The sequence below is a fragment of the Bradyrhizobium sp. GW821-FHT13H05 genome (genome assembly GCF_058804065.1).
Genome location: NZ_JBXAPO010000003.1, coordinates 777499 through 803908 on the forward strand (window position 1 = coordinate 777499; position 26410 = coordinate 803908).

Here is a 26410-nt window from a genome sequence, read left to right on the forward strand (position 1 = left end):
TTGCCTCACCCCATCATCTCCCGCACCAGCGGCACCACCTTGCGACCATAGAGCTCGATGCTCTTCATCAGCTTCTCGTGCGGCAGGGGACCCGCCGAATACTTTAACTGGAAGCGCGAAATACCGAGTGCTTTCGCGGTCGCCGCGATCTTGCGCGCCACCGTTTCCGGCGAGCCGACATAGAGCGAGCCGTGCTCGGCCTCGCTGACGAATTCGTCGCGGCCCATCGGCGGCCAGCCGCGTTCCTTGCCGATGCGGTCGCGCATGGCCTTGTAGTCCGGCCACAGCTCTTCGCGCGCCTGCGCGTCGGTCTCGGCGACGTAACCGGGCGAATGCACGCCGATCGGCTGCACTGGGCGGCCGAACTCCTTGAAGGCGCGGTGGTAGAGATCGACGTAGGGCGCAAAGCGCGTCGGATCGCCGCCGATGATCGCGAGCATCAAGGGCAGGTCGTAATGCGCCGCGCGCACCACCGATTGCGGGCTGCCGCCGACGCCGATCCAGGTTTTCAGTGTGCCGTTCTCGACCGGCGGATAGACCAGCTGATCGCGCAAGGGCGGACGCAGCTTGCCTTCCCAGGTCACCGGCTTCTGCGACAGCAGTGCTGCAAACAGGTCCAGCTTCTCCTCGAACAGCGCCTCGTAGGCGCGCAGGTCGAAGCCGAACAGCGGAAAGGATTCCGTGAAGGAGCCGCGGCCGAGGATCACCTCGGCGCGCCCGTTCGAGAGCGCATCGAGCGTGGCGAAGCGCTGGAACACCCGGATCGGATCGTCCGAGCTCAGCACGGTCACGGCCGAACCGAGATGGATGTGCTTCGTTCGCGCCGCGACGGCCGCCAGAACGGTCTCGGGCGAGGAGATTGCGAAATCGGCGCGGTGATGCTCGCCGAGCCCGATGAAGTCGAGGCCGAGCTCGTCGGCCAGCACCGCCTCCTCGACGACGTTGCGGATCACCTGCGCATGGGAAATCATGGCGCCGGAGGCATCCTTGGTGACGTCGCCAAAAGTATCCAGTCCGAATTCAAGCGGTGCGGTCATCGATCGGGTCTCTGTTGGGAGGATCGATGACAGTTAGGGGGCAGGCCTGTCGCGGCAAGGCTGCTTCTGGAAATGCTCGGTTTCCGTTTTGGACGTCAGCGGGGCGCCAGCCATTTCTCGAACTTGCCGAGGATTCCCCAGGTACCCGTGCCGAGGAAGATCGGCAGCACGGCTTGACCGAGTTGGGCAAAATCGCCGAACAGCGGCACGGTCGTGTCCAGATGCGGGCCGACCTGCTGCAGCAACGCCGTGATGACGGTGCCGATGATGCCGATCGCGCTCTTCTTGCCGTCGAGCAGATTGCCGACGGTCTGTCCGAGCGCACCGTTGACCTGTCCCAACTGTCCGTCGGCGGTCTTGCCGGTGAGTATCGTCAGGAGCTTGATGAAGTCGTCGACTTGCCTCGTTGCCGGCACCTGGCCTGTCCCGGCCTGTTGCGATTGTTGTCGCGCGGCGATCGCCTGCAAGATGGCCATCGCCGCTTGCACCAGCGTCGGGAGATCCCGCTGGCCGGCCGGAATCGTTGGAATGGTTCCGGTGCCGGCGATCGGGCCGGGATCGGTCGGGATGTGAACGTCCACCGGCGTGTCGTGGGCGAGCGCCAGATAGTGCTGGAAGTTCTCGCCGTAGAAGGGGCCGCCCTCCTTGGGCCGGAATCCCTGTTGCGGGCCGGCGCCGACCCGCACGCTCCCATGATTATACGCGATTGCAACGTACATCATCTCATCGTCGGTGAGTGTCGACTTCCGCGTCCCGAAGGCGCGTTTGCAGGCGGCGTCCAGCTCCTGGATGAGGCGCTTGATGCATTCGGCCATATCGTACCAGCCGCGCGTCAGGAAGAAGCTCGGATCGGTCTTGAAGAACTGGATGTCGTATTGGAAGATTCCGTAGCCGTGGCAGAACTTGTCGGGATTCTGCGCCACTTTCGCATAGGTGCGGTTGACCTGGGCGACGTCGAGGAGCGCCTGGCGGGCGACGTCGAACATGCTTGAACCCGACGGCACCGCAAGAAGAGCCCCCTTGCTGGTGGGAAACGCGCTGCGGTTCGGCGCGTCTAACGTGTCACCGACGCAGAGCTTGAGCACCTCGCTGGCCGGTTTGGTCTTGTAAATGGGGCCCCAGCAATCGGAAAAGGTCTCCTGCATCGCGATCGCGGTGGCCATGTCGAGCGTGTAGGGCGTGCCGCGGCAGGCTGCGGTGATCGCCCCGCCGAACTGCGTCTTGAACCATCGAATTGCATCCTGCTCGGACATGTCTGCCATCCTGGTCGTGGTTTGACGCGGGCGAATTTCCGTTCAGTCCTGCCTTGCTTTGGTTGCCGCGCTCACTGCTTCGGCGGCGTGGTCGGCGGCATCCATTTCTCGAACTTGCCGAGCACACCCCAGGCCGTGAGGCCAAGGAAGATCGGCAATATCGCCGGCGCGAGCGGGCCGCCGATCGCGGTGGTCAGCGCCGCGGGTAGGCTCGGACCGACGACGTGGAGCACCGCCGTCAGCACCGAGCCGATGATGCCGATTGCGCTCTTCTTGCCGTCGAGCAGATTGCCGATGGTGCTGCCGAGCGCGCCATTGACCTGGCCCAGCCCCTTGGGGCCGCCGAAATCGCCGACCAGTGCGCCCAGCACCTTGATGAACTGCTGGACTTGGTCCGGTGTCGTGCCGGTTCCGCCCGTGGCCGGCGGCGGTTGACCGCCTGGCCCACCGAGGGTCTGGAAAACCTTGAGCGCCTCTCCGATCAGCGCCGCGAAATCGGGCGGTCCGCCGGCTGGCGGTGTGGTTGGATTGGTGGGCATCTTGGCGGCCTCCAGTTGAGCTAGCAGCTGTTGCACCAGGTCGGGGGACGATGAGTCTCTGTGGAACGGGAACGGAATGAACGGCGTGGTCAGCGGGGCGCCCACGAACTCCCAGTCGACCTCGCCCTTGTCGATGAGACCGATCGCCTTCGCTGCGGCCGGCGTGAGATCGATGCCCGCGCCATTGGTCTTGTGTCCCTGGCTGTCGACGCCGGACTCGGCCTGGGGTCTCGCGCCGGCCTTCCAATAGGGATCGTCGGTGTTCCAGGGGCCGATATGCACGACCTTGCAGATGACCGTCTTGCCGTCCTTGGACACGCTCACATTGGGACGCGGATCGGAAATGTGGGCGGGCAGCGCCACACCGAGCTCGGTGTCGTCGATCATGTGCCCGTCATAGGCGCTGGTCTTCGGATCGGATGCGCCGCCGAATACGGTCGCAATGACGCGGCTTTGCATCTGCGCCGGTGAGTGAACGGTGTCTGCCGTCGTCGCGATGGCGGCGGCCGGCGGCCTGCGGATGGCGACGCAGCGGTTTTTCGGGAGGTTCGACAGCTTGACCTGATGGTCCTGGTTGCCGCCGCGACAGACATAGCTGCTGCCGCTCGTCTCCTCGTAGAGGGTGACGTGATGTCCGCCACTAGCCCATTTGAACACCAGCACGTCGCCGGGTTGCGGCGCGCCGCCGGCATCGGTTCCAAACTCGGTCCAGGCGTTGGCCCAGAGGAAGCGCGAGTCCGAGTCACCGCCGAACTGAGGCTTGATGCCGTTCACCGCCATGCAATAGCCGACGGTGAGGCCGCACCATGCGATGGAGTCGTGCGTGTATTCCTTGCAATAGTCCCTTGTGTCCGGGAAAAGCTCGCCGATCTTTTTCGGCCAGCTCATGATGACGGGGTTGTCGCCGTTGTCGAGCGCCCGCGTACCCGTGATTTGCCGCATCGTTGCCAACCAGGGAGGGATTGTCGCGGCCATGGCTATGCCTCTCTACGTTGCGCGCACCAGCGGTGCGGCAGATTGAGGAACGCGTTCAGGGCTTTGTGAGGTGAGCAGTCCCGCGCGACGGACGCGATGGCGCGGCCCGCAAAAACAAACTTGCTGAAACATGTTCGACCTGCGCTGGCAGGGATCACCAAGGGTACGCAAAACAATTATCCCAACAGCTCAAAGTAATATCGGGCAATAGAAGCAACTGCCGATCGAACCGTCAAGCGCGGCATTTTGCTGCGGTGCCGCATTCGTGGCGGCGTATGCTGGTTAATGACGGGCGGAAAGGGGGTGGCGTCAGCCGGCTCAGTCGGATCCGGCGAACATCTCGACCAGGGTCTCGCGCAGCCAGCGCTGCGCCGGCACGGTGTCGTTGCGCTGGTGCCAGAACAGGCTGACGATGCGCGGCGGCGCGCGGAGCGGCAGCGGCATGGCGTGTAGCAGCGGCGCATGCCTTGACTGCGAGCGCAGATCGCTCGGCAGCACGGCGATCAGGTCGGACTGGCGCACGACCTCATAGGCGGCGCTGTAGTGGTTGACGGTTGCGACCAGGTTGCGTGACAGCCCACGCGAGGCGAGGAAGAGGTCGTAGGACGGCAGGGTCTTGCCCGCGAGGCTGACATCGACATGTCCCGCATTCAGGAAGGTGCGGGTGCTCAGTCGCTTCTGGGCGGCGAGCGGATGGCCGCGCCGCATGAAGCAGGCGTAGTCGACCGTCCACAGCGAGCGCGAGCGAATGGCGGCCGGCTGCTGCGCCTCGTTGACATAGACACTGAGCACACAATCGACCCGGTTGTCCTCGAGCTGGTCGGCGATCTCGATGACGGTGTTGGGCACGGTGTGGACGCGTGCCTTGGGCGCGACCTTGCCGAGGTGCTGGAGAAGGTTCGGCATCACCAGCGAGGAGACGTAGTCCGACATCGACAGGCTGAACTCGGTCTGCGCGCGGGCGGGATCGAACACCTGCTCGTCGAGTGCGCCGCGCACGCTTTCCAGCGCTTCGCCGATCGGCTCCCACAGCACCACCGCGCGCTGGGTGGGGCGGATCCCGGTGCCGGATCGCACGAACAGGGGATCGCCGAGCGCGTCGCGCAGCCGCGCCAATGCGTTGCTGACTGCGGGCTGGGTCATCGTCAGCGCGCTTGCCGCGCGGGTGACGCTGCCCTCGGTCATCAGCGCCTCGAAGACTTTCAGGAGATTGAGGTCGAGCGCGCGGAACGACACACACATTCACCATGGTGATATATTAGATCATGATTATAAATTATGACGATAATGTCACTTTGTCTATGGTTCCCCCAGGGACACGCGGAGCGCCGGGCCGCCAAGACTGAGGGGACTGTCATGTCGATGATATCGGCGCGCATCGAGCGCCTTCCGTTCGCACGCTTCCACAAGCATCTGCTGCTGATGGGCGGGCTCGGCTACATGTTCGACGCGATGGACGCGGCGGTGCTGGCCTTCATCCTGCCGGTGCTGCGCACGGCGTGGAATCTGTCGAGCGTGCAGATCGGCGTGCTCGGCAGCAGTACCTATATCGGCTTCCTGTTCGGCGCCTTGTTCGCCGGCACGCTCGGCGATTTGATCGGCCGCCGCGCGGTGATGATGTCGGCGCTGGCGCTCTATTGCGCGGCATCGATCGTGAGCGCGATGGTGGACAGCTGGCCGACCTTCTTCGCCGCGCGCGTCGTCGCCGGCATGGGCACCGGCGCGGAGAGCGCGATCATCGCGCCTTATCTTGCGGAGTTCGTGGCGCGCCGCTATCGCGGCAGCTTCACCGGCGCACTGGCCGGCTTCTTCTCCTTCGGCTTCGTCGCCGCGGCCTTGCTCGGCTACTTCATCGTTCCCGCTTATGACAATGGCTGGCGGATCGTGCTGGTCATCACGGCGGTGCCGGTCGTCATGCTGTTGTGGTGGCGGAGGGCCCTGCCGGAATCGCCGCGCTGGCTCGAAAGCCGCGGGCGGGAGAAGGAAGCCGAAGCCGTGCTCGACCGGATCGAAGCGAGCTTTGCGCGCGCAGGCCATGTCCTGCCGCAGCCGGTGGTCGAGGCCACGGCGCCGGCCGGAGCGACCGGAACGCTGCTCGCCAACTTCGCCGCGCTGCTGGCAGGACGGCAGGCGCGCATCACCATCATGACCTGGATCATGTGGCTGGCGATCACCTTCAGCTATTATTCCTTCTTCGTCTGGATCCCTGGCCTGCTGGTCCAGAACGGCATGAGCATCACCAAGAGCTTCGCCTATTCGATCGCGATCTATTGCGCGCAGATTCCCGGCTATTTCAGCGCGGCATATTTCAACGAGCGCATCGGCCGGCAGGCGACGATCGCGACCTACATGGTGCTCGGTGGCGCCAGTGCGCTCGGGCTCGCCTTCGCGCAGACTGACCAGCACATTATGCTGGCGGGAATCTTCCTGTCCCTGTTCATGAACGGCACCTATGCGGGCGTCTATGCCTATACCGCCGAGGTATTCCCCACGCCGGTCAGGACCACGGGCGCCGGGCTTGCCTCCGCAATCGGCCGCATCGGTGCGATCGTCTCGCCGATCCTGGTTGGCTATCTCTATCCGAATTTCGGCTTCGCCGGCGTGTTCGGCGTCACCACCACGGTGCTGCTGCTTGGGGCAGTCACCGTTGTGCTGATGGGCGTGCCGACGCGCGGCCGTTCGCTGGAAGAGATCGCGGCGGGTGAAGTGGCATGACGCGCACGAAAGTTACAGCTGATCCCTTGCTCTGCGCCGTCGCGGCGGCGCAGGGGAGGGTCGATCAGCCGGATGCGCTGTTCGGGGCACTCGACGAAGCTATGAAGGCGGCGATCGGGCACAAGCTGTTCACGATCCTGACTTACGATGGCGACAGCGGAGAAGCGGCGCGGGTCTATTCCAATCTCCCCGGGCCGTATCCGACCGGCGGACGCAAGCGCCTCGCGCCGGGCCCGTGGACCGAGGCTGTGCTCGACCGCGGCGAAGCCTATATCGGCCGTACGCAGGATGATCTGAGCAAGGTGTTCTCCGACCACGAGCTGATCGCCTCGCTCGGCTGCGAGAGCGTGCTCAACATGCCCGTGCGCTGGCGCGGCCGGACGCTCGGCTCGCTCAATCTGCTTCACGAGGCGGGCTGGTACGGCGAGGATGACGTCGCCGCGTGCCTTCCCTTTGCCCAGCTCACCCTGCCGGCGCTGCTTGCGCCGGCCTCGCTCTGACAGGATTCCGCGATGCCCAGCATCCTCTTCAAGAACGCCGCACTGCTCGATCCGCTTCAGCCGGACTTGCTGGCAGGCCATGACGTGCTGGTCGAAGACAATTTGATCAAGGAGGTCTCTGACCGCCCGATCCAGGCCAGCGCCGATCGCACCATCGACCTCAAGGGCAAGACGCTGATGCCCGGCCTGATCGACCTGCATGTGCATGCGATCGCCGTCGAGCTCAATCTGGCGCAGCAGGTGCACATGCCGAACGTGCTGGTGACGCTGCGCTCGACGTTGCTGCTGCGTGGCATGCTCAGGCGTGGCTTCACCACGGTGCGCGATGCCGGCGGCGCCGGCCATGCGCTGAAGCAGGCGATCGAGACCGGCTTGACCGACGGACCGCGGCTGTTCGTCTCCGGCCGTGCGCTCAGCCAGACCGGCGGCCACGGCGACATGCGGGCACGATCGGATTACCTCGCCAGCGACGCACCATGTCCGTGCTGCGTGCGCGTCGGCGCGCTGGCGCGCGTCGCGGACGGCGTCGACGGCGTACGCAAGGCCGCGCGTGAAGAACTCCAGATGGGCGCCGACCAGATCAAGATCATGGCCTCCGGCGGCGTCGCTTCCCCGACCGATCCGGTCGGCGCCTTCGGCTACTCCGAGGACGAGATCCGCGCCATCGTCGAGGAGGCGCGCGGGCGCCAGACCTATGTGCTTGCCCACGCCTACACCGCTGCCGCGATCGAACGCGCGGTTCGCTGCGGCGTGCGCACCATCGAGCACGGCAATCTGGTCGATGCTGCGACCGCGCGGCTGATGGCCGAGAAGGGCGCCTACGTGGTGCCGACGCTCGTCACCTACGAGGCGCTGGCCAACGAAGGCGCCCAATATGGCTTGCCGCTGGAGAGCGTGGCCAAGATCGCCGACGTCCGCGACGCCGGCCTGCGTTCGCTCGCGATCTACCGCGATGCCGGCGTGAAGATGGGGTATGGCAGCGATCTGCTCGGGCCGTCGCAGCGCCTCCAGAGCGACGAATTCCGCATCCGCGCCGAAATCCTCGGCCCCCGCGCCGTCATCGCCAGCGCGACATTGATTGGCGCCGAGGTGCTCGGCATGGAAGGCAAGCTCGGCCGCATCGCGCCCGAGGCCATCGCGGACCTGCTGGTGGTCGACGGAAACCCACTGCGCGATGTCGCCTGCCTGCTCGGCCAGGGCGAGCACATTCCACTGGTGATGAAGGCGGGCAAGGTTCAGTTCGACCGGCTGAACGCGTAAATTCCCGACACCGTGTGCCGACGCGTCTTATTTCGAGATGCGCACGACCATCTTGCCGAGCGCCCCGCGCGTCTGCATGGTCCTGAACGCTTCCCGGAAATCATCCAGTGCGAAGACGCGACCGACCACAGGCTTCAGCTTGCCCTCGGCCAGCCAAGCCATCAGCTCCGACATCAGGCGCTTCTGCACCTCGGGCTCGCGGATTGGAAGCTGCGCGAGGTCGACGCCGAGCAGGGCGCCCCCCTTCAGCAATGGCAGGTTGAACGGCAAAGCCGGGATCGCGCCGGCGGCAAAACCGACCACGAGATGACGGCCGCGCCAGGCGATGGAGCGAAAGGCCTGCACCGAGACTTCGCCGCCGACGGGATCGAAGATCACGTCGGCGCCGTGTCCTCCGGTCAATTCCTTCAGCGTGTCGCGCCAGCCGGGCTGCGTGTAGTCGATCACAGCGCCAGCGCCGTGCTGTCGCGCGAATTCGCGCTTGTCCGGGGTCGATGCCGCCGCGATCACACGGGCGCCGAGCAACTTGCCAATCTGGACGGCCGCTATTCCCGTGCCGCCGGCTGCGCCCAGCACCAGAAGCTGCTCGCCTGCGCATAGCGAGGCTCGCGCGCTCAGTGCATAGAGTGCGGTCAGATAATTGGCGCGAAACGAGGCGGCGACCTCGGCCGCGACGCCGTCCGGCAGGGGACAGAGCGCTGCGGGGCTAACGACGATCTCTTCGGCAAGCGCGCCCGAGCGCGTCATCCCCATCACGCGCATGCCGGGTTGATAACCTCCCGGCGCGCCGGGTGCGTCCGTCACAACGCCTGCAAACTCGGTCCCGGGAATGAACGGCAGGGGATACTTGGTCTGATAGAGGCCCTGAATCTTCAAGCCATCGACAAATCCGATTCCGGCTGCCTCCACCCGGATGCGCAATTGTCCGGGCTCCATGGGCGGGTGGGGGATGTCCTTCAGCTCGATCTGATCGATGGGGGCGTATTGCTCGACGACGACGGCTTTCATGGCGGACCTCTGCGGTTCCAGTTATTCTGACAGGTCCGGACGCCAGTCTCTTGCGTCTACCGCCACATCCCCCGCATCCGCGCCCCGATGTCGACCTTCGGCCCTTGCGCGGGGGTGCGTGCCGCGCCTGCCGCGGCCTTCGGCCAGGCGGTGCGCTCGAACAGATAGACGAGGGATTCCGGGATGAAGCGGGTCCGCGAGGCGTAGACGTGGCGGTCGCCCTTGGCGGCCTGGCCGTGGACGAAGAAGCGCTGCGGCACGACGAGGTGGAGATCGTCCTTGGCGCGCGTCATCGCGACATAGAGCAGCCGGCGTTCCTCCTCGAGCTCGGCAGAGGTTCCGGCACCGAGATCGGAGGGCATGCAGCCGTCGACGACGTTGAGCACGAACACGGACTTCCACTCCTGGCCCTTGGCGGAATGGACAGTGGAGAGGATCAGATAGTCCTCGTCGCGCAGCGGTGGTCCGGATTTGTCGCTGGTCGCGTCCGGCGGATCGAGGGTGAGCTCGGTCAGGAATTTTTCGCGGCTGGAATAGCCGCTCGCGATCTGCTCGAGCTGCATCAGATCGGCGCGGCGCGTCTCGGAATCCTCGTGGATGCGATCGAGATGCGGCTCGTACCAGAGCCGGACGCGCTCGAGATCGACAGGCCATTCCGAATAGCGCAAATTCTGGGTCGTGCGGACGAAGGCGGTCCAGTCGTCGCCGGTGCGCGCCGGCACCGGAAGCGCCCTGAGCGCGGCAAGCGGGTCCATGCTCTCCGCCATCTGGTCGAGCACGCGCTGCGCCGTCGCGGGGCCGATGCCCGGCAACAGATGCAGGATGCGGAAGCCGGCGACGCGGTCGCGCGGATTTTCAGCAAAGCGCAACAGCGCCAGCACATCCTTGACATGCGCGGCGTCGAGGAATTTCAGCCCGCCGAATTTGACGAACGGGATGTTGCGGCGGGTCAGCTCGATTTCGAGCGGACCGGAATGCGAGGACGTGCGGAACAGCACCGCCTGATGCTTGAGCAGCGCGCCTTGCTCGCGATTGGCCAGCACCGCTTCGACGATGTAGCGGGCTTGGTCGGCCTCGTCATGCACGGTGACGAGGTGCGGCTTCTGCCCGGCGCTGCGGTCGGTCCAGAGGTTTTTGGTGAAGCGCTCGCGCGCCAGGCCAATGACGCCATTGGCCGCGGCCAGCACGGCTTGCGTCGAGCGATAATTGCGGTCGAGCGTGATCATCTCGGCGCGCGGCGAAAAACTCTGCGGAAAATCCAGGATGTTGCGCACGGTGGCGGCGCGGAACGAATAGATCGACTGCGCGTCGTCGCCGACGACGGTCAGTCCGCAACCGTCGGGCTTGAGCGCCAGCAGGATCGAGGATTGCAGTCGGTTGGTGTCCTGATACTCGTCGACCAGCGCATGATCGAAGCGGCCGCCGATCTCTTCGGCAATCAGCGCATCGCTCATCATCTGCGACCAGTAGAGCAGGAGGTCGTCGTAGTCGAGCACGTGCTGGGCCTGCTTGGCCTCGACGTAAGCCGCGAACAGGCCCTTCAGCTCGGCGGCCCAGCCCGCGCACCAGGGATAGTGCGCCCCCAACACCTTCTCGATCTCCATCTCGGCATTGACGCAGCGGGAATAGATCGAGAGGCACGTGCCCTTGGCCGGAAAGCGGCTCTCGGTCTTCGACAGGCCGCGCTCGTGCCGGACCAGGTTCATCAGGTCGGCGGAATCCTCGCGATCGTGGATGGTGAAGGCGGGATCGACGCCGATCCGCTCGGCATATTCGCGCAGGAGCCGCGCGCCGATGCCGTGGAAGGTGCCGGCCCAGGTGAGGGCATCGCGCATGATCGCGGCATTGCTCTCGCCGAGCACTTTTCGCGAGATGCGCTCGACCCGGCCGGCCATCTCGGATGCCGCGCGGCGGGAGAACGTCATCAGGAGGATGCGGCGTGGATCGGCGCCGGCCACGATCAGATGCGCGACGCGGTGGGCCAGCGTGTTGGTCTTGCCCGAGCCGGCGCCGGCGATGACGAGCAGGGGGGCGCCCACGGTCGCGCCGTCGGCCACGCCATGCTCCACGGCGCGGCGCTGCTCCGCATTGAGCGTGTCCAGATATGTCGCCACGAATCGCCCCGGTGAAACCGCAAGAGTCGGCGATCTCGTTGCGAATCGCAATGCGGCTGGACGGAACCTAAGTTAAGACCTAGGGAAAAGGCGCTCCGAAGTTCCAGCCCGAAAGTGCGGCATGACCGAGCTCAAGCCCGAACAGTTCGAGATGCGGCGGCTGGAATCGCTCAGCAACACCATTTTTGGCGTCGCCATGACGCTGTTGGCCTACGACCTGCCCAAGGCCGCGGTCTTCTCCGGCGCGCCGGACTGGAACGATCTTGCCCGGGTCTATTCGGGTAAGCTGATCGGCTTCGCGCTCAGCTTCATCATCGCCGGTGTGTTCTGGATCAGCCATCACCGCCGGCTGGCGCGCCAGCCGGTGGGCAGCCGCGGTGCGGTGATGCTCAACCTGTTTTTCCTGCTGTCGATCGTGCTGCTGCCGGTGACCAACGGCCTCTACACCAATTACCCCATGAGCAGTGCGGTCGCCGTGCTCTACGGTCTACACCTCACCGCAATTGCCGGCCTCAATGCCTGGCTATGGTGGACCATCATCGGCGGCTGGAGCCGCGAGATCATGGCCTCGCTGTTTCCGCTGCTCGTGTTCATTCCGGGCACGATCGTGGCGGCCTTCGCGCCGCATGTCGCGCCCTTCCTGTGGTTCATTGCTTTCGGCGGGCTGCTGATCCAGCGCTTCTATGTCGCGCCGAACCCGTCGGCTGGCACGTAAAGCTTGACCGGGCGGATTTCGTAGACCGCCGACGGGTTGACCTCGCGCAGCTTTCGCGCCGCCGCAATCGCCTCCTCATCCGTGTCGTATTCGACGAGGTGGAAGCCGAGAAGCTGCTCCTTGGTCTCGGCAAACGGGCCGTCCAGCACAATGCCGGCGCCGGGACCGCGCAGGGTGCGGGCCTTTCTTGTGTCATCCAGACGGGCGGCCGGCCCAAGGTGTCCGCTGGCCCGCAGCGGCGCCTGAACCTCGATGACCTTGGCCACCACCGCGGCGTCCTGCTCCGGCGTCCAGGACAACAGCTCGTCTTCCACATGATAGGCCAGGATGGCGTAAAGCATCGTCACCTCGTTGATTTTTTGCAACGCACGTCCAAAGGACGTATCACCGCGGCCGCTGCCGACAATCCCCCTCCACAAAATATTGCGTCATGCAGGTCCCGACGAAACCATCCTGAAACCCGATTGCGGCGCCCCGGAGTGAACGCCGCCTGAAGCCGATGCGACTGATGACCACTGAGAAGGCTGAGGAATGCGGAGGCGGCTATGTCGGGTCATACCATCAAGATCATCTGCGACGCGCGGCGGGCGGCAGAATCGGAGCCTGCCGATCTGCACGACCACACGGGTCATCACCGCTATTACGGCAGCTCGGTCGAGAACGGCGGCGAGCGCATCGTCGAAAGCCGCCGCGGCAAGCGTCCGCGCGCGTCTAACGTCTGCGGCTTCTGAAGCCACGCGCCGTGAACCGACACGCCACAAATGATGGTCCTGCAAATTTCGATCGCCGCGCTGCCGTTCCTGCTTTCGCTCGCGAGCCGGAGCAGCAAGGCGATCGCGCCGTGCCTGCTCGCGAGCATCTTCACCGTGCTCCTCGGCGATGAGCCTCACCGGGCGGTCATCGCCTGGTGCGTCGGCGTGCTAATCGCCGCCGTTGCCCTGCGCGAACGGCTCCGCGCGACTTGAGACGGCACTGTCACGGCGCGCTCAGGACCTGCTTGACGAGCGCCTCCCGCAACGTAGCCAGTTCGCCGCTTGCCTCCATCTGCGCGATCACGTTGCCGACCTTCGGCACCAGATCGCGATGACGTTCATGCAGGTAGTGATAGATGTGGATGCGCTCGAGCGGTGGCGCGAGCGGGTAGATCCTGGCCTGCAGATTGAGCTTCCTCACCGCGACGAGACCGCTGAAGAGGTCCGTGACCATGACGTCGAAACGGTCGGCGTCGAGCATCTTGACCATGCTCTCGAGGCTGGTTGTCGCCGTGACCTGGGCCAGGCCGCGCGTGCCGGCTTCCGAGGAGCCGACGCCGCGGACGATGCCGATGCTGTAGTCCCTGATCGAACTCCAGCCGGCGACGTCGAAATGCAGCTTCGTCGTGAACACCGCGGGCTCGATGTAGTTGATCGCCGGCGTGACCTGGACCAGCGTCGGGTAGTCGCGGGACAGCGTTCCGATCCGCTGGATCTCGCCGTCGACCTCGCCGGCGCTCGACAGCGCGAGCGCTCGTTTGCCGGGGACGTCCTCGAATTCGAGCTTGATGTTGAGCTTGGCGTAGACCGCGCGCAGCATCTCGCCACCGACATATTGATCGGGGATGCCGGCGATCCGCGCCAGCCGGATCAACTCCTGCGCCTGCGATGGAGCGGCTGCGAGCAACGACAGGCAAGCGACGGCTATCCGCCACATCACGCGTCTCCTCGATCGTGCATTGCTACCACTGGATTCGGAGTCCCGCGAAATCTACCGGGGGTGGCGCCTGAGCGCCGACTGCAACTGTCATCCCTCGCCCGCGGTGCAGGCGACTCCGAACTTTAACCGATGTCATTCTAGCATGCGAAGTGGTAGTTTCTGCGAGAATCCTGCTGCTGGGCGCAAGATATGACCCCGCCGACCTCAAGCCGCCCATGGGCCGACAGGATCGCGACGCCGGTCGCGTGACGGGAAAGTCTCAACGATCGAATTGCTCGCGGCCGCGACCGGCCGGCCGGAGCAGGGTGTCGCCATTGCGGGGACGTGGTGCATGGGCAACTCAGGCGACGAGAATTCCAAGCGCAGCCGCGCCGTTGCCCCGGCGGCTGCGAAGCCGGATTTGAACGGGATCGGCGCTGCGCTTGCGCCGGCGATGATAGGGGCGTTGTTGTCGCGGATATTCAACTGGTCGCGGAGCGGCGTCGGGCCGCGCCTGCTGGCCGCCGTGCTGCTGTTCAGTTCGATCGTCACGCTGATGCTGACCGCGCTTCAGCTTTATCTCGATTACGATCGGGAGGTCGGCGTGATCGAGACGCGGCTCGACGAGATCGGCCGGAGCACCACCGGCAGCCTCGGCGAGAGCCTGTGGAATCTCGACCAGAACCAGCTTAAGCTTCAGCTCGATGGCCTCCTGCGGCTGCCCGACATCCGTGCCGCCGAGGTGCGCGAGATCGCCGATCGTCCCAATCCGATCCGTGTCGCGGTCGGTGAGCCGGGTGCCCGGTCGATCGTGACGCGCGACTATCCGCTGAACACCACCGTGCAGGGCACCGCGCGCGCGATCGGCGTGCTCCACGTCGAGGCGACGCTGAGCGACATCTACCAGCAATTGCTGAACCGCGCCCTGGTCATTCTGGCGAGCCAGGCGGCGAAGACCTTCCTCGTCTCGTTGTTCATCATCTACATGTTCCATCTACTGGTGACGCGGCACCTGGTCGCCATCGCCGACTTCGTCAGCAAATACAGCCTGGCGCGGCCGCCGCCGCCTTTGCACCTGGAGCGCCGGCCGCCCTACGATCCCGACGAGCTGGACAAGGTGATCGACGCCTTCAATGCCATGTGCGGCAATCTCGAGCGTGCCTATGGCGAGCTGCGCGAGGCCAATGCCAATCTCGAGCGCGACCTCAAGATCCGCCAGCGTGCCGAAGACGACGCGCGCGAGAGCGAGCAGCGTTTCCGCAATTATGCCGAGACCGCGTCCGACTGGTTCTGGGAGACCGGACCGGATCACGTCTTCACCTATATCTCGGAACGGTTCGACGCCTTCGGCATGAATCGGGAAGCCACGATCGGCCGGCGACGCTTCGATGCCGCATTCGACCGCGAGTCCGAGCCGGAGAAATGGCGCCAGCACATTGCGCTGCTGGATCGCCACGAGCCGTTCCGGAAGTTCGAGTATCGCGGCCGTGACGCGGCTGGACGGGTGCGCTATTTCAGCGTCAACGGCCAGCCGGTGTTTGCCGCTGACGGCCGCTTCATGGGGTATCGCGGCTCCGCCACCGACCTCACCGAGCAGCACGAGACCGAGGAGCGGCTCCGCCAATCCCAGAAGATGGACGCGATCGGCCAGCTCACCGGCGGCGTCGCGCACGACTTCAACAACGTGCTGACCGTCATCACCGGCACCATCGAGATCATCCAGGAGGAGCTTGCGGACAGGCCCCAGTTCGCCGCGATCGCGCAGCTGATCGACGATGCGGCCGCGCGCGGCGCCGAGATCACCTCGCAGCTCCTGACCTTCGCGCGCCGCCAGCCGCTGGAGCCGCGCGAGATCGACGTCAACGCCCTCGTGGTCGAGACGGCGAAACTGCTCCGGCCGATCCTGGGCGAGCATATCGAGATCGTGACCCGGCTCGCCGACGACGCCTGGTCCGCGATGGCGGATCCCTCGCAGCTCTCCTCGGCGATCGTCAATCTCGCCGTCAATGCGCGCGATGCGATGCCGGGTGGCGGCAGGCTGACGATCGAGACCGCGAACCGGGAGCTCGATGGCATGCGTAGCGCCGCCGACGGCGACGTCATGCGCGGTGCCTTCGTGATGATTGCGGTGACCGACACCGGTCACGGCATTCCGGCCGATATCCGCGAGCGCGTGTTCGAGCCGTTCTTCACCACCAAGGGGGTCGGTCGCGGCACCGGGCTCGGGCTGAGCATGGTCTACGGTTTTGCCCGCCAGACCGGCGGCACCGTCGCGATCGAGAGCGAAGAGGGGCGCGGCACGGTGATGCGGTTGTTCCTGCCGCGATCGAAGGGCGAGGCGCCGGCGAGAACGGCTCCCGTTCAGGCGCCTGCCGCGGCGCGCGGGTACGAGACGATACTGGTCGTCGAGGACGATCCGCTGGTGCAGGGCTATGTCATCGCCCAGCTCGGCAGCCTCGGCTATCGCACGCTGGTTGCCGGCGACGGCGCAGCGGGGCTTGCGCTGGTGGACCAGGGCGCGAAATTCGATCTGCTGTTCACCGACATCATCATGCCCGGGGGCATGAACGGGCGGGAACTGGCCGAAGCAGTCCGCCTCCGCCGGCCGGGAACGAGGGTGCTCTACACATCAGGCTATACCGACAACACCATCGTCCACGAGGGTCATCTCGACCCCGGCGTGGCGCTGCTCCGCAAGCCATACCGGAAGTCGGAGCTGTCGGAGAAGCTTCGCGAGGTGCTCGCGGGCGAGCCGCCCGCCTGAGGGCGCCCACGTACGAAAAAGGCGCGGCGGGGAGGCCCCGTCGCGCCCGATTTCTTGCTCGCTGGTCCAGGGCTGAGAGCGCCCCGATGCTAAGCCTCAATTCAAAGCCTAGCGGGCGATCCCAGCGAGGTGACAGCGCTTGAGATAAGACACTGGATCACCTCCTTTCGTTGGTTTCGGGAGACCTAATATAGGACGAAATCGCCTCGCCGTTAAGGGGGAGGGCGAAGGGCCGGGAACAAGCCCGTTCGCGAGGCGGGAAAGACCGGCCAGGGGCAGTTGAGACCGTCGCCCGGCCGTGTTAGGGAGCCCCTGACGCGGGTGTAGCTCAATGGTAGAGCAGCAGCCTTCCAAGCTGAATACGAGGGTTCGATTCCCTTCACCCGCTCCAAAGCTATTTCAATAGCTTAGCCAGGAATTTCAAACTTCCACTCTGGCGCCATGCCGACAGGATCAGCACGCCCTGGCTGAAGGCCGGTGCAAGTTCGCGAATGTTTTCGGGCTCTGCTTAAATTCGTTTTTGTTCATGGTCCGCGATAGGCTTGGCTCTTGGCCAGCATGGCGACGATTACCGATGTCCTTGGATGGGAATGATCGCGACTCGCAGATGAGACGCGAGCTTCGAGCATGGTCATCCCGTCTTGTCTGCGGCGACTCTATTCCAATCATGACGGGAGGCGGCGACGTTCGAAGCTGTCGATGCGCGTGGCGCGACTTAACATTATTTGAAGTCGAGGTCCTAAAATATTGGTTTGCCTTTTGTCGAGCGTCGGCTCCGAATGGGGATCGAGCTCTACGCCGCTTCCGGCGAGAAGGATGATTTCGATGGACATGAGGCTGTCGCCCGAGCAACTCAAGCTCCGTACCGCAGCGCGGGAGCTGGCCGGCACATTCGCGCCCAAGGCGGCGGAGATCGACCGAACGGAAGCCTATCCCTTCGACAACGTTGCGGCTCTCAAGTCCGCAGGCTTCATGGGCTATACCATTCCCGCGAGCTATGGTGGCCGCGGGGGGAGCTTCTTCGAGGCCGCGCTGATCATCGAAGAGATGGCGCGGGTCTGCGGCGCGACCGGACGGATTACCGTCGAAGCCAACATGGGCGCCATTTCCGCCGTCATGCAGTATGGCACGGAGAAGCAGAAGCGGCTGGCGGCGGAGCTCGTGCTGTCCGGTGACAAGCCCGCGATCTGCATCACCGAACCGGATGCCGGATCGGCGGCAACCGAGATGACGACCCGCGCGGACAGGCGCGGCAACACCTACGTCATCAATGGCAAGAAGCACTGGATCACGGGTGGCGGCGTCTCCAAGCTGCATTTGATCTTCGCCCGGATATTCGACGAGCGCGGCGAGGAGCAGGGGATTGGCGGGTTCATTGCCCTGGCAGGGACGCCGGGCCTGATCATCGGCAAGCGTGAGCCCGCGATGGGGCTTCGCGGCATTCCCGAAACCGAGGTGATCTTCGAGGATCTTGCGGTTCAGGAGGATATGCTGGTCGTGCCGCCGCGCGGTCTTCGGCGTGGCTTTGCGGATCTCATCAACGCCTATAACAGCCAGCGGGTTGGCGCCGGCACCGTTGCTCTTGGAATTGCGCAGGGGGCGTTTGAAAAGGCGGTGGCATTCGTGAAGGAGCGCAAGCAGTTCGGGCGGCCGATCGCCGAATTCCAGGGGCTGCAATGGATGCTGGCCGACATGGCGGTGGCGCTCAATGCCGCGAGGTTGTCACTTCACCAGGCTGCGCTGAGCGCGGATCCGTTTCCGGATCCGCTGCTCGCGGCACAGGCGAAGATCATCGCTTCAGAGACCGCCAACACCGTTACGAACCAGGCGCTCCAGCTCTTCGGTGCGAGGGGCTATTCGCGAGATTACCCACTCGAGCGCATGGTTCGAGACGCCCGCATGTTCACGATTGCCGGCGGCACGGCGCAGGTGCTGAGGACATTGGTGGCGTCCAGAATCCTCGACACGAAGATTCCGCAGACCCGCGACGGATACGTGGAGTCAACTCAAAGTCCGTCTCTCGCGGCGACGTGATGTCGTCGATCGGATCGTCGGTGAACGCCCGCAGCTACTATTTGCCTGCCTTTTTCCTCACCGCAAGGCCCCGTCGTGCCGCGGCGTGATTTTGCGACGCGACCTGGCGAAACGCTGCCACGAGGGGATCGTGAAGCACCAGCGATCCCGACGTTCGCCGGGTGATCAGAGCGAGCGTCCGATTGAGCGGCCTGCCCAGGCTTTCCGTCCAGACCACCCGTCCCTGACCATAGCGGCGTGCTTCGGGTTCGGGGATGATCGTCACCCCCATGTTGAGAGCCACGAGCTCGACGATCGCTTCCAGCGAATCCAGCACCATGCCCTCGCGGATCTCGATCGACCGATCGGCCAGAAAGGCATCGACCAATTGTCCGATGCCTGTCCGCGCCGCGAAACGAATGAACGGGCGCGTGCGGAGCAGATCGATCGACAATCGCCGCCGCTCCGATTTTGCCGCGACCAGCACGAAGGGCTCGACCAGGATCGGCGTGACCGCGAAAGCATTTCCGAGGTCTTCGGTTCCCGTGACGATGGCTGCGTCGAGCCGGCCGTCGGCGACCCTGTCCACCAGATCGATCGAGAGAGCACTTTCCACCCGCAGCTTGAGTAGTGGAAATGCTGACATCAGATGTTGAGCGACTGCCGGGAGCAGGCGGATGCTCGCCGTCGCGACCACGCCAAGCGCGAGCTTTCCCGAGAGCGGCTGGCTGCTCCGCAAGACGATCGGAAGATCTTCATAGGCCGTGACGATATCTCGTGAGGCATCCGCCAGCGTGAGCCCCGCCCGCGTCAATCGGGGCGGACGGGTGGAGCGGTCAAACAGAGCGACCTGGTAGGATTCCTCCAATTGCTTCATCTGCATGCTGACCGCAGACAGGGTCATGTTGAGTTCGCGCGCGGTCTCCTGAAAGGAGCGTCCGTCGCGGATCCAGAGAAGCGTCTTGAGGGCTCGGACCGACATGGGGCCTATCTTAAGAGGTCCTGAATATAGACATCAATATATTTCGGTTGCGTTGATATGATTTCTGTCATGTTCTTCTCATGAAGGAGATCAATCACATGGACGCCAGCCCACCGCGTGCCGCCGATATTCTCGCACGCCGCCTCTATGATGCCGGATGTCGGCATGCCTTCGGAATGCCGGGAGGCGAGGTCCTCACCATCGTGGACGCGTTGGAAGCTGCCGGAATAACCTTCCATCTCTGCAAGCACGAAAATGCCGCCGGCTTCATGGCCGAAGGGGCCTATCACAGGACGGGCGCGCCCGGGATCCTCGTCGCAACGGTCGGCCCGGGCCTTGCGAACGGTCTCAATGTGGTCGCGAATGCGCAGCAGGACCGTGTCCCACTGATCGTGATTTCCGGCTGCGTCGATGCCGACGAAGCTCTGACTTACACTCACCAGGTGTTCGACCATCGCGCCGTTCTTGCGCCGATCACCAAGGCGACGTTTACGCTGACGGCGGAGGGCGCCGACATCATCGCCGACAAGGCGGTGCTGATGGCGACGTCGGCGAGGCCAGGCCCCGTCCATATCGACATCCCCATCTCGGTTGCGGATATGCGTGTGCCGCGACCGCTCGTGTCGCGCCATCGGCCGGTGGCCAAAGTTGCTCCTGCCGAAGGCAAGGACCTGACGCGCGGGCGCACGTGGCTCGGCGAAGCCTCGCGTCCGGTCATGATCGTTGGCCTCGACGCATTGAACGACGGCGCGGAAGAGCAGATACGCAGCTTCGCCGAGACGTTCGGCGTTCCCGTCATCACGACCTACAAGGCGAAGGGCATCCTGCCCGAGGACCATCCGCTTGCGCTCGGCGGCGCGGGATTGTCGCCGCTCGCCGACAAGCTCCTGGTCGAATTCGTGCGTGAAGCCGATCTCATTCTTCTCGTCGGCTATGACCCGATCGAGATGCGCATTGGATGGCGCGATGTCTGGGACCCAGCGAAGCAACGCATCATCGAATTCGCGGCCGCTCGCAATGATCACTACATGCATCACGCCACGCTGGCCTTCATCTGCGATGCCGGCGAGGGGCTCCGCGCCATTTCCAGGGAAGCCAAGCCCTGCAGAACATGGACCGGCGACCGCGCCGCCGGACTTAAGCGCGCGCTCGGCGACGCCTTTGCCAGTCACGGCGAGTGGGGGCCGTCGGCCGTCGTGGAAGGCGTGCGTTCCATTTTCCCCAAGGACACCGTCGCAACCGTCGATTCCGGGGCGCACCGGATTCTCCTGTCGCAGCTCTGGGAGGTCTATCAGTCGCGTGGACTGCTGCAGTCGACGGGACTTTGCACCATGGGGTGTGCGCTTCCCCTGGCGATGGGCGCCAAGGTTGCCGATCCCTCACGGCCGGTCGTCGCGTTCACCGGCGATGCGGGTCTGCTCATGGTGATTGGCGAACTGTCGACGCTGGCCGAGATGCGGATTCCCGTGACTGTCATTGTGTTCGTCGATGCGTCCCTGAGCTTGATCGAGATGAAGCAGCGGGGCCGCCAGATGGGAAATTTGGGCGTGGATTTCGGCCGGCACGATTTCGCGGCGATCGCAAACGCGTTCGGGGGTGTCGGTGTGACGGTTGCAGATCGTCCTTCGCTTGAACAGGCGTGCCGCGAGGCGGTGGCACGCGAGGACGGCTTCACGCTGATCGCTGCGACAATCGACCGGCGCGCTTACGACGGACGTATCTGACAGCTCGGGCTGCCTCGCAGGCCTGCGCTTCCTCGATCTGTCCTGCATCCTTGCCGGCGTCAAAACCGTAATCGGAATCGAAGATGAATAAAGTTGCGCAACGGATGGGTCGTATCAACCCGTCGCCCATTCTCTCGGTCGTCGCCAAGTCGGCGGAGCTGAAGGCGCAGGGCGTCGACGTCATCGATCTCTCGATCGGGGAGCCCGACTTCGAGACGCCCGACAACGTCAAGCGGGCAGGGATCGAGGCCATCCAGACCGGCGCGACGAAATATACCTCCATCACCGGGCTGCCTGAGCTTCGCAAGGCGATCGTCGAGAAGTTCAGAAGAGAGAATGGCCTCGACTACGCGGTTCAGGAGGTCACGCACGGCTGCGGCGGCAAGCAGGTCATCTTCAATGCCATGCTGGCGACGCTGGACGAGGGGGACGAGGTCATCGTGCCGGCCCCCTATTGGGCGAGCTATCCGGACATCATCCGGCTTGCGGGAGGACATCCTGTCATCGTGCCGTGTGGCCAGGAGGCCGGATTCAAGCTGAAGCCGGAGCAGCTCGCGGCTGCGCTCAGCTCGCGAACCCGTTGGCTGATTCTGAATTCGCCCTCCAACCCAACAGGGGCGGTTCTGGATCGCGATGAACTGGCTGCCCTGGCGGCCGTCCTTCGCGGGCATCCAGACGTGATGATCCTGTCCGACGAAATTTACGAGCACATCCTGTACGACCGGCGGACCTATGCGTCTTTTGCCGCGCTGTTTCCCGATCTGCGCGATCGAACGCTGACCATGAACGGCGTCTCGAAGGCCTATTCGATGACCGGCTGGCGGCTCGGCTATGCGGCGGGGCCCCGCGACCTGATCCAGGCGATGAACGATGTGCTGGGCCACACGGCGACGCACACCTCTACAATTACCCAGTACGCGGCCATCGAGGCGCTTCGTGGTCCGCAGGGAATTGTTGTCGAGCGCTGCAGTGCCTTCGAGCGCCGGCGTGACCTGATCGTACGCTTGTTGAACGCCATACCCGGCGTCCGCTGCCTCGCGTCCGAAGGAGCGTTCTACGTCTATCCGTCGGTTGCTGGTCTGCTTGGTTCGGTTCGTCCCGATGGCCGTCCCTTGCTGAATGATCAGGACGTCGCCTTATATGTCCTCGAGGAGGCGCACGTCGCCACGGTGCATGGAGCCGGCTTCGGACTGTCGCCACATCTGCGCCTGTCCTACGCGACCTCGGAAGAAGCGATCCGGAATGCGTGCCGGCGGATTGCGGCTGCTGTTGCGAAGCTTGAGAGTGGGGTGCGCAAGTGAGCCGGATCTCTCCCACCATCTCCTTTGATGAGCCGGGCAGGCATGTCGGCTTCCTGCGGCTGCCCCATTCAACGCACGAGTCGGCCTATGGCTGGATACCAATCCCGATCATATGCATTGCTGGTTCAACCGGGCCGACTGTGCTGCTTGTTGCCGGCAATCACGGTGACGAGTATGAGGGCCAGGTCGCGCTGGGCGAGCTTTGCCGAACCCTCGATCCGGCGAGCGTCCGGGGCCGCGTCATTATCTTGCCGGCCGCAAATTATCCGGCCGTGATGGCCGGGCGGCGGGTCTCGCCGATCGACGGCGGCAATCTCAATAGAAGCTTCCCAGGTAGCGAGGGCGGTTCTCCGACGGAGATGATTGCCCATTTTATCGAAGCCAAACTGCTGCCGATGGCGGACTGTGCCATCGATCTGCATTCCGGCGGGAGCTCGTTGCAATACTGTCCGACCATTCGTGCCCGTTCGAATCCCGATCCGGAGATCATGGAGCGTACGCTCACGCTTCTCCGCGCGTTTGGAGCTCCCTATGGTTGCGTGTTCAAGCCGCTCGGAGGCGAGAACCGCACCATGGCGGCGGCCGCCGCGCGCTGCAATGTCCCTTATCTCTGCATCGAGATCGGTGGGGGCGGCAGCATTCAGCAGGACCATCTGGCGCTCGCCAGTGCGGGCGTGAACAGGATCCTGGTCGCCTCCGGCGTGACGAATGGCGAGGTCGAGCTCGCGGGCGAAACCCGGATCCTTTCCGTCAATGGCTTCGACAATTACGTCTATGCCTCCGAAAACGGATTGTTCCAACCGCTTGCTGATCTGGGTGAGATTGTCGCGGCGGGGCAGCCGGCAGCACGCATTCACTTCCCGGACACACCGTGGCGTGAACCGGCCATCGCCACGTTCCAGTCCGCCGGCCGCGTTCTGTGCCGGCGGTTTCCAAGTCTCACCAAACGCGGTGACTGTCTCTACGAGATAGGGGCCGAGACATGACTGGCTCGATGCGTCCGCGCATTGGTTGAAATCATCCACGTTTCAAAACAGAGAGCATCATCATGCAGGAAGCGATTGCGGGTAGCACCGCGCGCGTAGACGCGCCACGCCTGGGTGCCAAGGGCGTTGCCGCGGCTGTCGTCGGCAATGTGCTCGAGTTCTTCGATTTTACGAGCTACTCGTTCTTCGCCGTCATGATCGGTCGGGCGTTCTTTCCGTCGGAGTCGGAAATCACGAGCCTGTTGTTGTCGGTATCGGCATTCGGCGCAGGATTCATCACACGTCCACTTGGTGGAATTGTGATCGGTGCTTATGCGGACCGGGTCGGGCGCAAGCCCGCAATGTTGCTGACGATCGCGCTCATGGCGGTCGGAATGCTGATCATCGCGGTCACGCCGTCCTACGCCATCATCGGACCTGTGGCTCCCGCGTTGGTCGTGTTCGCACGTCTGGTTCAGGGCTTTGCCCTCGGAGGCGAGGTTGGACCGGCGACAACATACCTTCTCGAGGCGGCACCGCCCGACAAGAAGGCGCTCTATGCGAGCTGGCAGCTCGCCAGTCAGGGCATCTCGGTGATCTGTTCGGGATTGCTCGGGGTTGCCCTTTCAACGCTCCTCTCCCAGGCGGAGATGCAGGAATGGGGCTGGCGAGTGCCTTTTGTGATCGGGCTTGCAATCATTCCGATTGGACTCGTGATCCGCCGGAGCCTTCCTGATGATGTGGAGGCGCCTGTTCATGCCACGGCGTCGGCAGTGCTCGGCGAATTGGTCGTCGGTCACACACGCACCCTGGTTCTTGCGATTTTGGTCATTACGGCAACGACGATCGCGATCTATGTCGGAAATTACATGACGTCCTACGCGCTGACGACGCTCAAGATGGATGCGACGGTTTCCTTCATGGCGACCCTGACGATCGGCATCGGTCGGGTCGTGGCGAGCCTCTCCGGCGGCTATCTGGCCGACCGGGTTGGTCGAAAGCCAATCATGATCTTGTCGCAAGTCGCATTGGTGGCCGCGGCTTATCCTGCCTTCCTCCTGCTCAGCAGCCACAAGAATTTGGCCGCGCTGGTGATCGCCTCGGGAACGCTCTCGGTGCTGACGTCATTCGGAGGCGCGGTCGGCCTGACGCTGATTCCCGAAAGCTTTCCGGCCTCCGTTCGAAGCACCGGTCTGTCCATCGCCTACGCGACGGCCGTGACCGTGTTCGGCGGTAGCGCACAGGTGATCGTCACCTGGCTGATCGTTGCCACCGGAAATCCGCTGTCACCTGCCTGGTATCTCATCGCCAGCAGTCTGGTCGGAATCGGGGCGATGTTCCTGATGCACGAAACCGGGAAGCATCGCGCGACCTGAAGCGTGTCAGGGACTCACAAATGCCGCCACTCGCAGGCTCGGCAGTTAGGCTTCGGCTACCAAGCTGAATACGAGGGTTCGATTCCCTTCACCCGCTCCAATGGTTTCAATAGCTTAGCGCGTCGAGACCTTTTCGTTCTGACAAGTTGCGCATTCCCATTCCGACACTTTCCCTTCGCTTGTTCTGCACGCCGCTTGATGCGCTTCATTTGCACGTCTTGCTTGGCTTCATCATCCTCGTGGGGATAGTGCGCCATGGCGATTGTCGACGACCACTGACCCTTCTTCATCCTGCAACGCTCCGCCATCGGACCCGTATCAGGGCGAGCAAAACGGGCTCTCTGAGAGTGAAGCGAATACAGGTTCACGCCTGAAACACTTGCCGAGGTGAACGCGTCAGACGTTCATGCCCGGTCTCCGTGACCAGTACCGTCTCGCTGATCGCGATCCCGTCGGCGGACACGTACATGTGGAACACCATGCCTTCCTCCAACGTCCAATTTGCCGTCGGTAGGAAGATGCGTGAGAAATCGCTGGTGCGTGGAGTATGGAGCGGATAGCAGCCGAGAGAATAGCCGGTGATATTGGGATAGTCGGGCCGCAATCCGTCGGAGAGCATGGCCTTTCGCGCCAGCGCGTCGACGTCGGCGGCGTGGACTCCGGGCTTGATCGTCTCGAATTGCCGGTCCTGAATCTCGATCAGGCGCCGGGCGAGCTGTGACCGGCGTGGCTCGATCTCACCGATAACCGCGGAGCGCATCAGGCGGGCGCTGTAGCCGTCGACATATGGCAAAAGTTCCAGATGCAGGATATCGCCCTTGGCGAGCGGCTGTTTGGTCAATCCGCCATGCAAGAAGGCGTTGCCGACGCCTGCCGTGATGATGCCCGCGCGCGCGGCATCTGCGCCCTCCTGCATGAACACCCGGTAGACGGCTGACGCGGCGTCGCGGGCCGAACGGCCCTCGCAGGAAGCCTCTACAGCCGCAGCGATGCCGAGATCGCCGATCTCGGCAGCGCGCCTGAGCACGGCGATCTCCCTGGCACTCTTCCTCGCGCGGAGGGTGGCCATCACGCCGGAAAAATCCATGAAGCGCGCGTCCGGGAGTTCGGCGGAGAGCTGCTTGAAGCGGGAAAGCGTCATGCAGTAGGAGTCCTCGTCGAGGCCGACGCGGCCTTGAGCGTAGCCGAGGCGGCGAACTGTGTCGGCGACCACCCGGATCGGGTCTTCCCAATCGGCAAAAGCGACGGAACGCGACAGCCACGAACTGTCCGTGAACGGGCCGAGATCCACGGCGCGCAGGATCATGATCGGCTCGCCGTCGCGCGGGAGCAAGCACGCCCGGTACATGTTCTCGGAGATGGAGAAGCCTGTGAGGTAGGCGAGAAACTCGGTCTGGTCGATGATGAGAACGTCGAGCTCACGTGCGGCCATATGTTTGCGCACGCGCGCCACGCGCGATTCATATTCGTCTTTCGGGAACACCATTGGAAACTCACC

Annotated in this window: 23 protein-coding genes and 1 tRNA gene; 13 read left to right on the forward strand and 11 right to left on the reverse strand. The window is 64.2% G+C overall.

All coding sequences use genetic code 11. The features are described from left to right. Window positions 1-5 precede the first annotated feature (5 nt). The 4 genes from AC1RR3_RS12595 to AC1RR3_RS12610 form a co-directional block, all read right to left on the reverse strand. Window positions 6-1037, reverse strand: coding sequence for an LLM class flavin-dependent oxidoreductase (locus AC1RR3_RS12595; protein WP_492822856.1), 1032 nt, complete (start codon window positions 1035-1037; stop codon window positions 6-8). Window positions 1038-1132: 95 nt separating this feature from the next. Continuing rightward, window positions 1133-2290, reverse strand: a complete 1158-nt coding sequence (locus AC1RR3_RS12600; RefSeq protein ID WP_492822858.1) for a hypothetical protein — start codon at window positions 2288-2290, stop codon at window positions 1133-1135. A gap of 71 nt (window positions 2291-2361) precedes the next feature. Further along, on the reverse strand, window positions 2362-3771 hold the full coding sequence (locus AC1RR3_RS12605) for a DUF8814 domain-containing protein (protein WP_492822860.1): 1410 nt from the start codon (window positions 3769-3771) through the stop codon (window positions 2362-2364). Between the two features lie 351 nt (window positions 3772-4122). Further along, entirely contained in the window at window positions 4123-5046 is a 924-nt protein-coding gene (locus tag AC1RR3_RS12610; protein ID WP_492822862.1) for a LysR family transcriptional regulator, read from the reverse strand. Window positions 5047-5160: 114 nt separating this feature from the next. Here AC1RR3_RS12610 and AC1RR3_RS12615 point away from each other — a divergent pair, with 114 nt between their 5' ends. From AC1RR3_RS12615 to AC1RR3_RS12625, 3 genes are read left to right on the forward strand one after another with little or no spacing between them, the layout of a single operon-like run. After that, on the forward strand, window positions 5161-6519 hold the full coding sequence (locus tag AC1RR3_RS12615) for an MFS transporter (protein WP_492822864.1): 1359 nt from the start codon (window positions 5161-5163) through the stop codon (window positions 6517-6519). Continuing rightward, window positions 6516-7019: a GAF domain-containing protein gene (locus AC1RR3_RS12620; RefSeq protein WP_492822866.1), complete on the forward strand. Its 504-nt coding sequence runs from the start codon at window positions 6516-6518 to the stop codon at window positions 7017-7019. The genes AC1RR3_RS12615 and AC1RR3_RS12620 overlap by 4 nt, the downstream gene beginning before the upstream one ends. A gap of 12 nt (window positions 7020-7031) precedes the next feature. Then, on the forward strand, window positions 7032-8279 hold the full coding sequence (locus tag AC1RR3_RS12625; RefSeq protein WP_492822868.1) for a metal-dependent hydrolase family protein: 1248 nt from the start codon (window positions 7032-7034) through the stop codon (window positions 8277-8279). A gap of 27 nt (window positions 8280-8306) precedes the next feature. Here the strand turns inward: AC1RR3_RS12625 and AC1RR3_RS12630 are convergent, their stop codons facing one another. Together AC1RR3_RS12630 and AC1RR3_RS12635 are read right to left on the reverse strand one after the other, a co-directional pair. After that, on the reverse strand, window positions 8307-9287 hold the full coding sequence (locus AC1RR3_RS12630) for an NADPH:quinone oxidoreductase family protein (protein WP_492822870.1): 981 nt from the start codon (window positions 9285-9287) through the stop codon (window positions 8307-8309). 56 nt (window positions 9288-9343) lie between these two features. After that, on the reverse strand, window positions 9344-11401 hold the full coding sequence (locus tag AC1RR3_RS12635; RefSeq protein ID WP_492822872.1) for an ATP-dependent helicase: 2058 nt from the start codon (window positions 11399-11401) through the stop codon (window positions 9344-9346). A 121-nt stretch (window positions 11402-11522) separates the two neighbouring features. Between AC1RR3_RS12635 and AC1RR3_RS12640 the strand changes: the two genes are divergently transcribed. Further along, window positions 11523-12116, forward strand: a complete 594-nt coding sequence (locus AC1RR3_RS12640) for a TMEM175 family protein (protein WP_492822874.1) — start codon at window positions 11523-11525, stop codon at window positions 12114-12116. Here AC1RR3_RS12640 and AC1RR3_RS12645 read toward each other — a convergent pair. Beyond that, window positions 12083-12457: a YciI family protein gene (locus tag AC1RR3_RS12645; protein WP_492823159.1), complete on the reverse strand. Its 375-nt coding sequence runs from the start codon at window positions 12455-12457 to the stop codon at window positions 12083-12085. The two genes, AC1RR3_RS12640 and AC1RR3_RS12645, sit on opposite strands and share 34 nt — an antisense overlap. Window positions 12458-12661: 204 nt before the next feature. Between AC1RR3_RS12645 and AC1RR3_RS12650 the strand changes: the two genes are divergently transcribed. Together AC1RR3_RS12650 and AC1RR3_RS12655 are read left to right on the forward strand one after the other, a co-directional pair. Then, the gene (locus tag AC1RR3_RS12650; RefSeq protein ID WP_492822876.1) at window positions 12662-12847 is read left to right on the forward strand and encodes a hypothetical protein; all 186 of its coding nucleotides are present in this window, start codon (window positions 12662-12664) and stop codon (window positions 12845-12847) included. A 30-nt stretch (window positions 12848-12877) separates the two neighbouring features. After that, window positions 12878-13081: a hypothetical protein gene (locus AC1RR3_RS12655; RefSeq protein ID WP_492822878.1), complete on the forward strand. Its 204-nt coding sequence runs from the start codon at window positions 12878-12880 to the stop codon at window positions 13079-13081. A 10-nt stretch (window positions 13082-13091) separates the two neighbouring features. On the opposite strand, the gene AC1RR3_RS12660 is transcribed toward AC1RR3_RS12655, so the two are convergent. Further along, window positions 13092-13805, reverse strand: a complete 714-nt coding sequence (locus AC1RR3_RS12660; protein WP_492822880.1) for a substrate-binding periplasmic protein — start codon at window positions 13803-13805, stop codon at window positions 13092-13094. A gap of 334 nt (window positions 13806-14139) precedes the next feature. Between AC1RR3_RS12660 and AC1RR3_RS12665 the strand changes: the two genes are divergently transcribed. Together AC1RR3_RS12665 and AC1RR3_RS12670 are read left to right on the forward strand one after the other, a co-directional pair. Next, window positions 14140-16551 (forward strand): ATP-binding protein, encoded by a 2412-nt coding sequence (locus tag AC1RR3_RS12665; protein WP_492822882.1) that lies wholly within the window; start codon window positions 14140-14142, stop codon window positions 16549-16551. Between the two features lie 317 nt (window positions 16552-16868). After that, window positions 16869-16942 (forward strand) — tRNA-Gly (locus tag AC1RR3_RS12670). Between the two features lie 274 nt (window positions 16943-17216). On the opposite strand, the gene AC1RR3_RS12675 is transcribed toward AC1RR3_RS12670, so the two are convergent. Next, on the reverse strand, window positions 17217-17384 hold the full coding sequence (locus AC1RR3_RS12675) for a hypothetical protein (RefSeq protein ID WP_492822884.1): 168 nt from the start codon (window positions 17382-17384) through the stop codon (window positions 17217-17219). On the opposite strand from AC1RR3_RS12675, the gene acdA reads away from it, so the two are divergent. Beyond that, the gene (gene acdA / locus AC1RR3_RS12680; RefSeq protein WP_492822886.1) at window positions 17377-18585 is read left to right on the forward strand and encodes a 3-sulfinopropanoyl-CoA desulfinase; all 1209 of its coding nucleotides are present in this window, start codon (window positions 17377-17379) and stop codon (window positions 18583-18585) included. The two genes, AC1RR3_RS12675 and acdA, sit on opposite strands and share 8 nt — an antisense overlap. 37 nt (window positions 18586-18622) lie before the next feature. On the opposite strand, the gene AC1RR3_RS12685 is transcribed toward acdA, so the two are convergent. Further along, window positions 18623-19546, reverse strand: a complete 924-nt coding sequence (locus AC1RR3_RS12685) for a LysR family transcriptional regulator (protein ID WP_492822888.1) — start codon at window positions 19544-19546, stop codon at window positions 18623-18625. A 98-nt stretch (window positions 19547-19644) separates the two neighbouring features. Here AC1RR3_RS12685 and AC1RR3_RS12690 point away from each other — a divergent pair, with 98 nt between their 5' ends. The 4 genes from AC1RR3_RS12690 to AC1RR3_RS12705 all read left to right on the forward strand — a co-directional run bounded on the left by AC1RR3_RS12690 (window position 19645) and on the right by AC1RR3_RS12705 (window position 24912). Next, entirely contained in the window at window positions 19645-21270 is a 1626-nt protein-coding gene (locus tag AC1RR3_RS12690) for a thiamine pyrophosphate-binding protein (protein WP_492822890.1), read from the forward strand. A gap of 83 nt (window positions 21271-21353) precedes the next feature. Continuing rightward, window positions 21354-22571 carry a pyridoxal phosphate-dependent aminotransferase gene (locus tag AC1RR3_RS12695; protein ID WP_492822892.1) on the forward strand — a complete coding sequence of 406 codons (1218 nt, stop codon included), beginning with the start codon at window positions 21354-21356 and terminating at the stop codon, window positions 22569-22571. Further along, entirely contained in the window at window positions 22568-23557 is a 990-nt protein-coding gene (locus AC1RR3_RS12700) for a succinylglutamate desuccinylase/aspartoacylase family protein (RefSeq protein ID WP_492822894.1), read from the forward strand. The genes AC1RR3_RS12695 and AC1RR3_RS12700 overlap by 4 nt, the downstream gene beginning before the upstream one ends. A gap of 62 nt (window positions 23558-23619) precedes the next feature. Beyond that, window positions 23620-24912: an MFS transporter gene (locus tag AC1RR3_RS12705; protein WP_492822896.1), complete on the forward strand. Its 1293-nt coding sequence runs from the start codon at window positions 23620-23622 to the stop codon at window positions 24910-24912. Window positions 24913-25276: 364 nt separating this feature from the next. Here AC1RR3_RS12705 and AC1RR3_RS12710 read toward each other — a convergent pair whose 3' ends face one another. Beyond that, window positions 25277-26365, reverse strand: a complete 1089-nt coding sequence (locus AC1RR3_RS12710; RefSeq protein WP_492822898.1) for a M24 family metallopeptidase — start codon at window positions 26363-26365, stop codon at window positions 25277-25279. Between the last annotated feature and the right edge of the window lie 45 nt (window positions 26366-26410).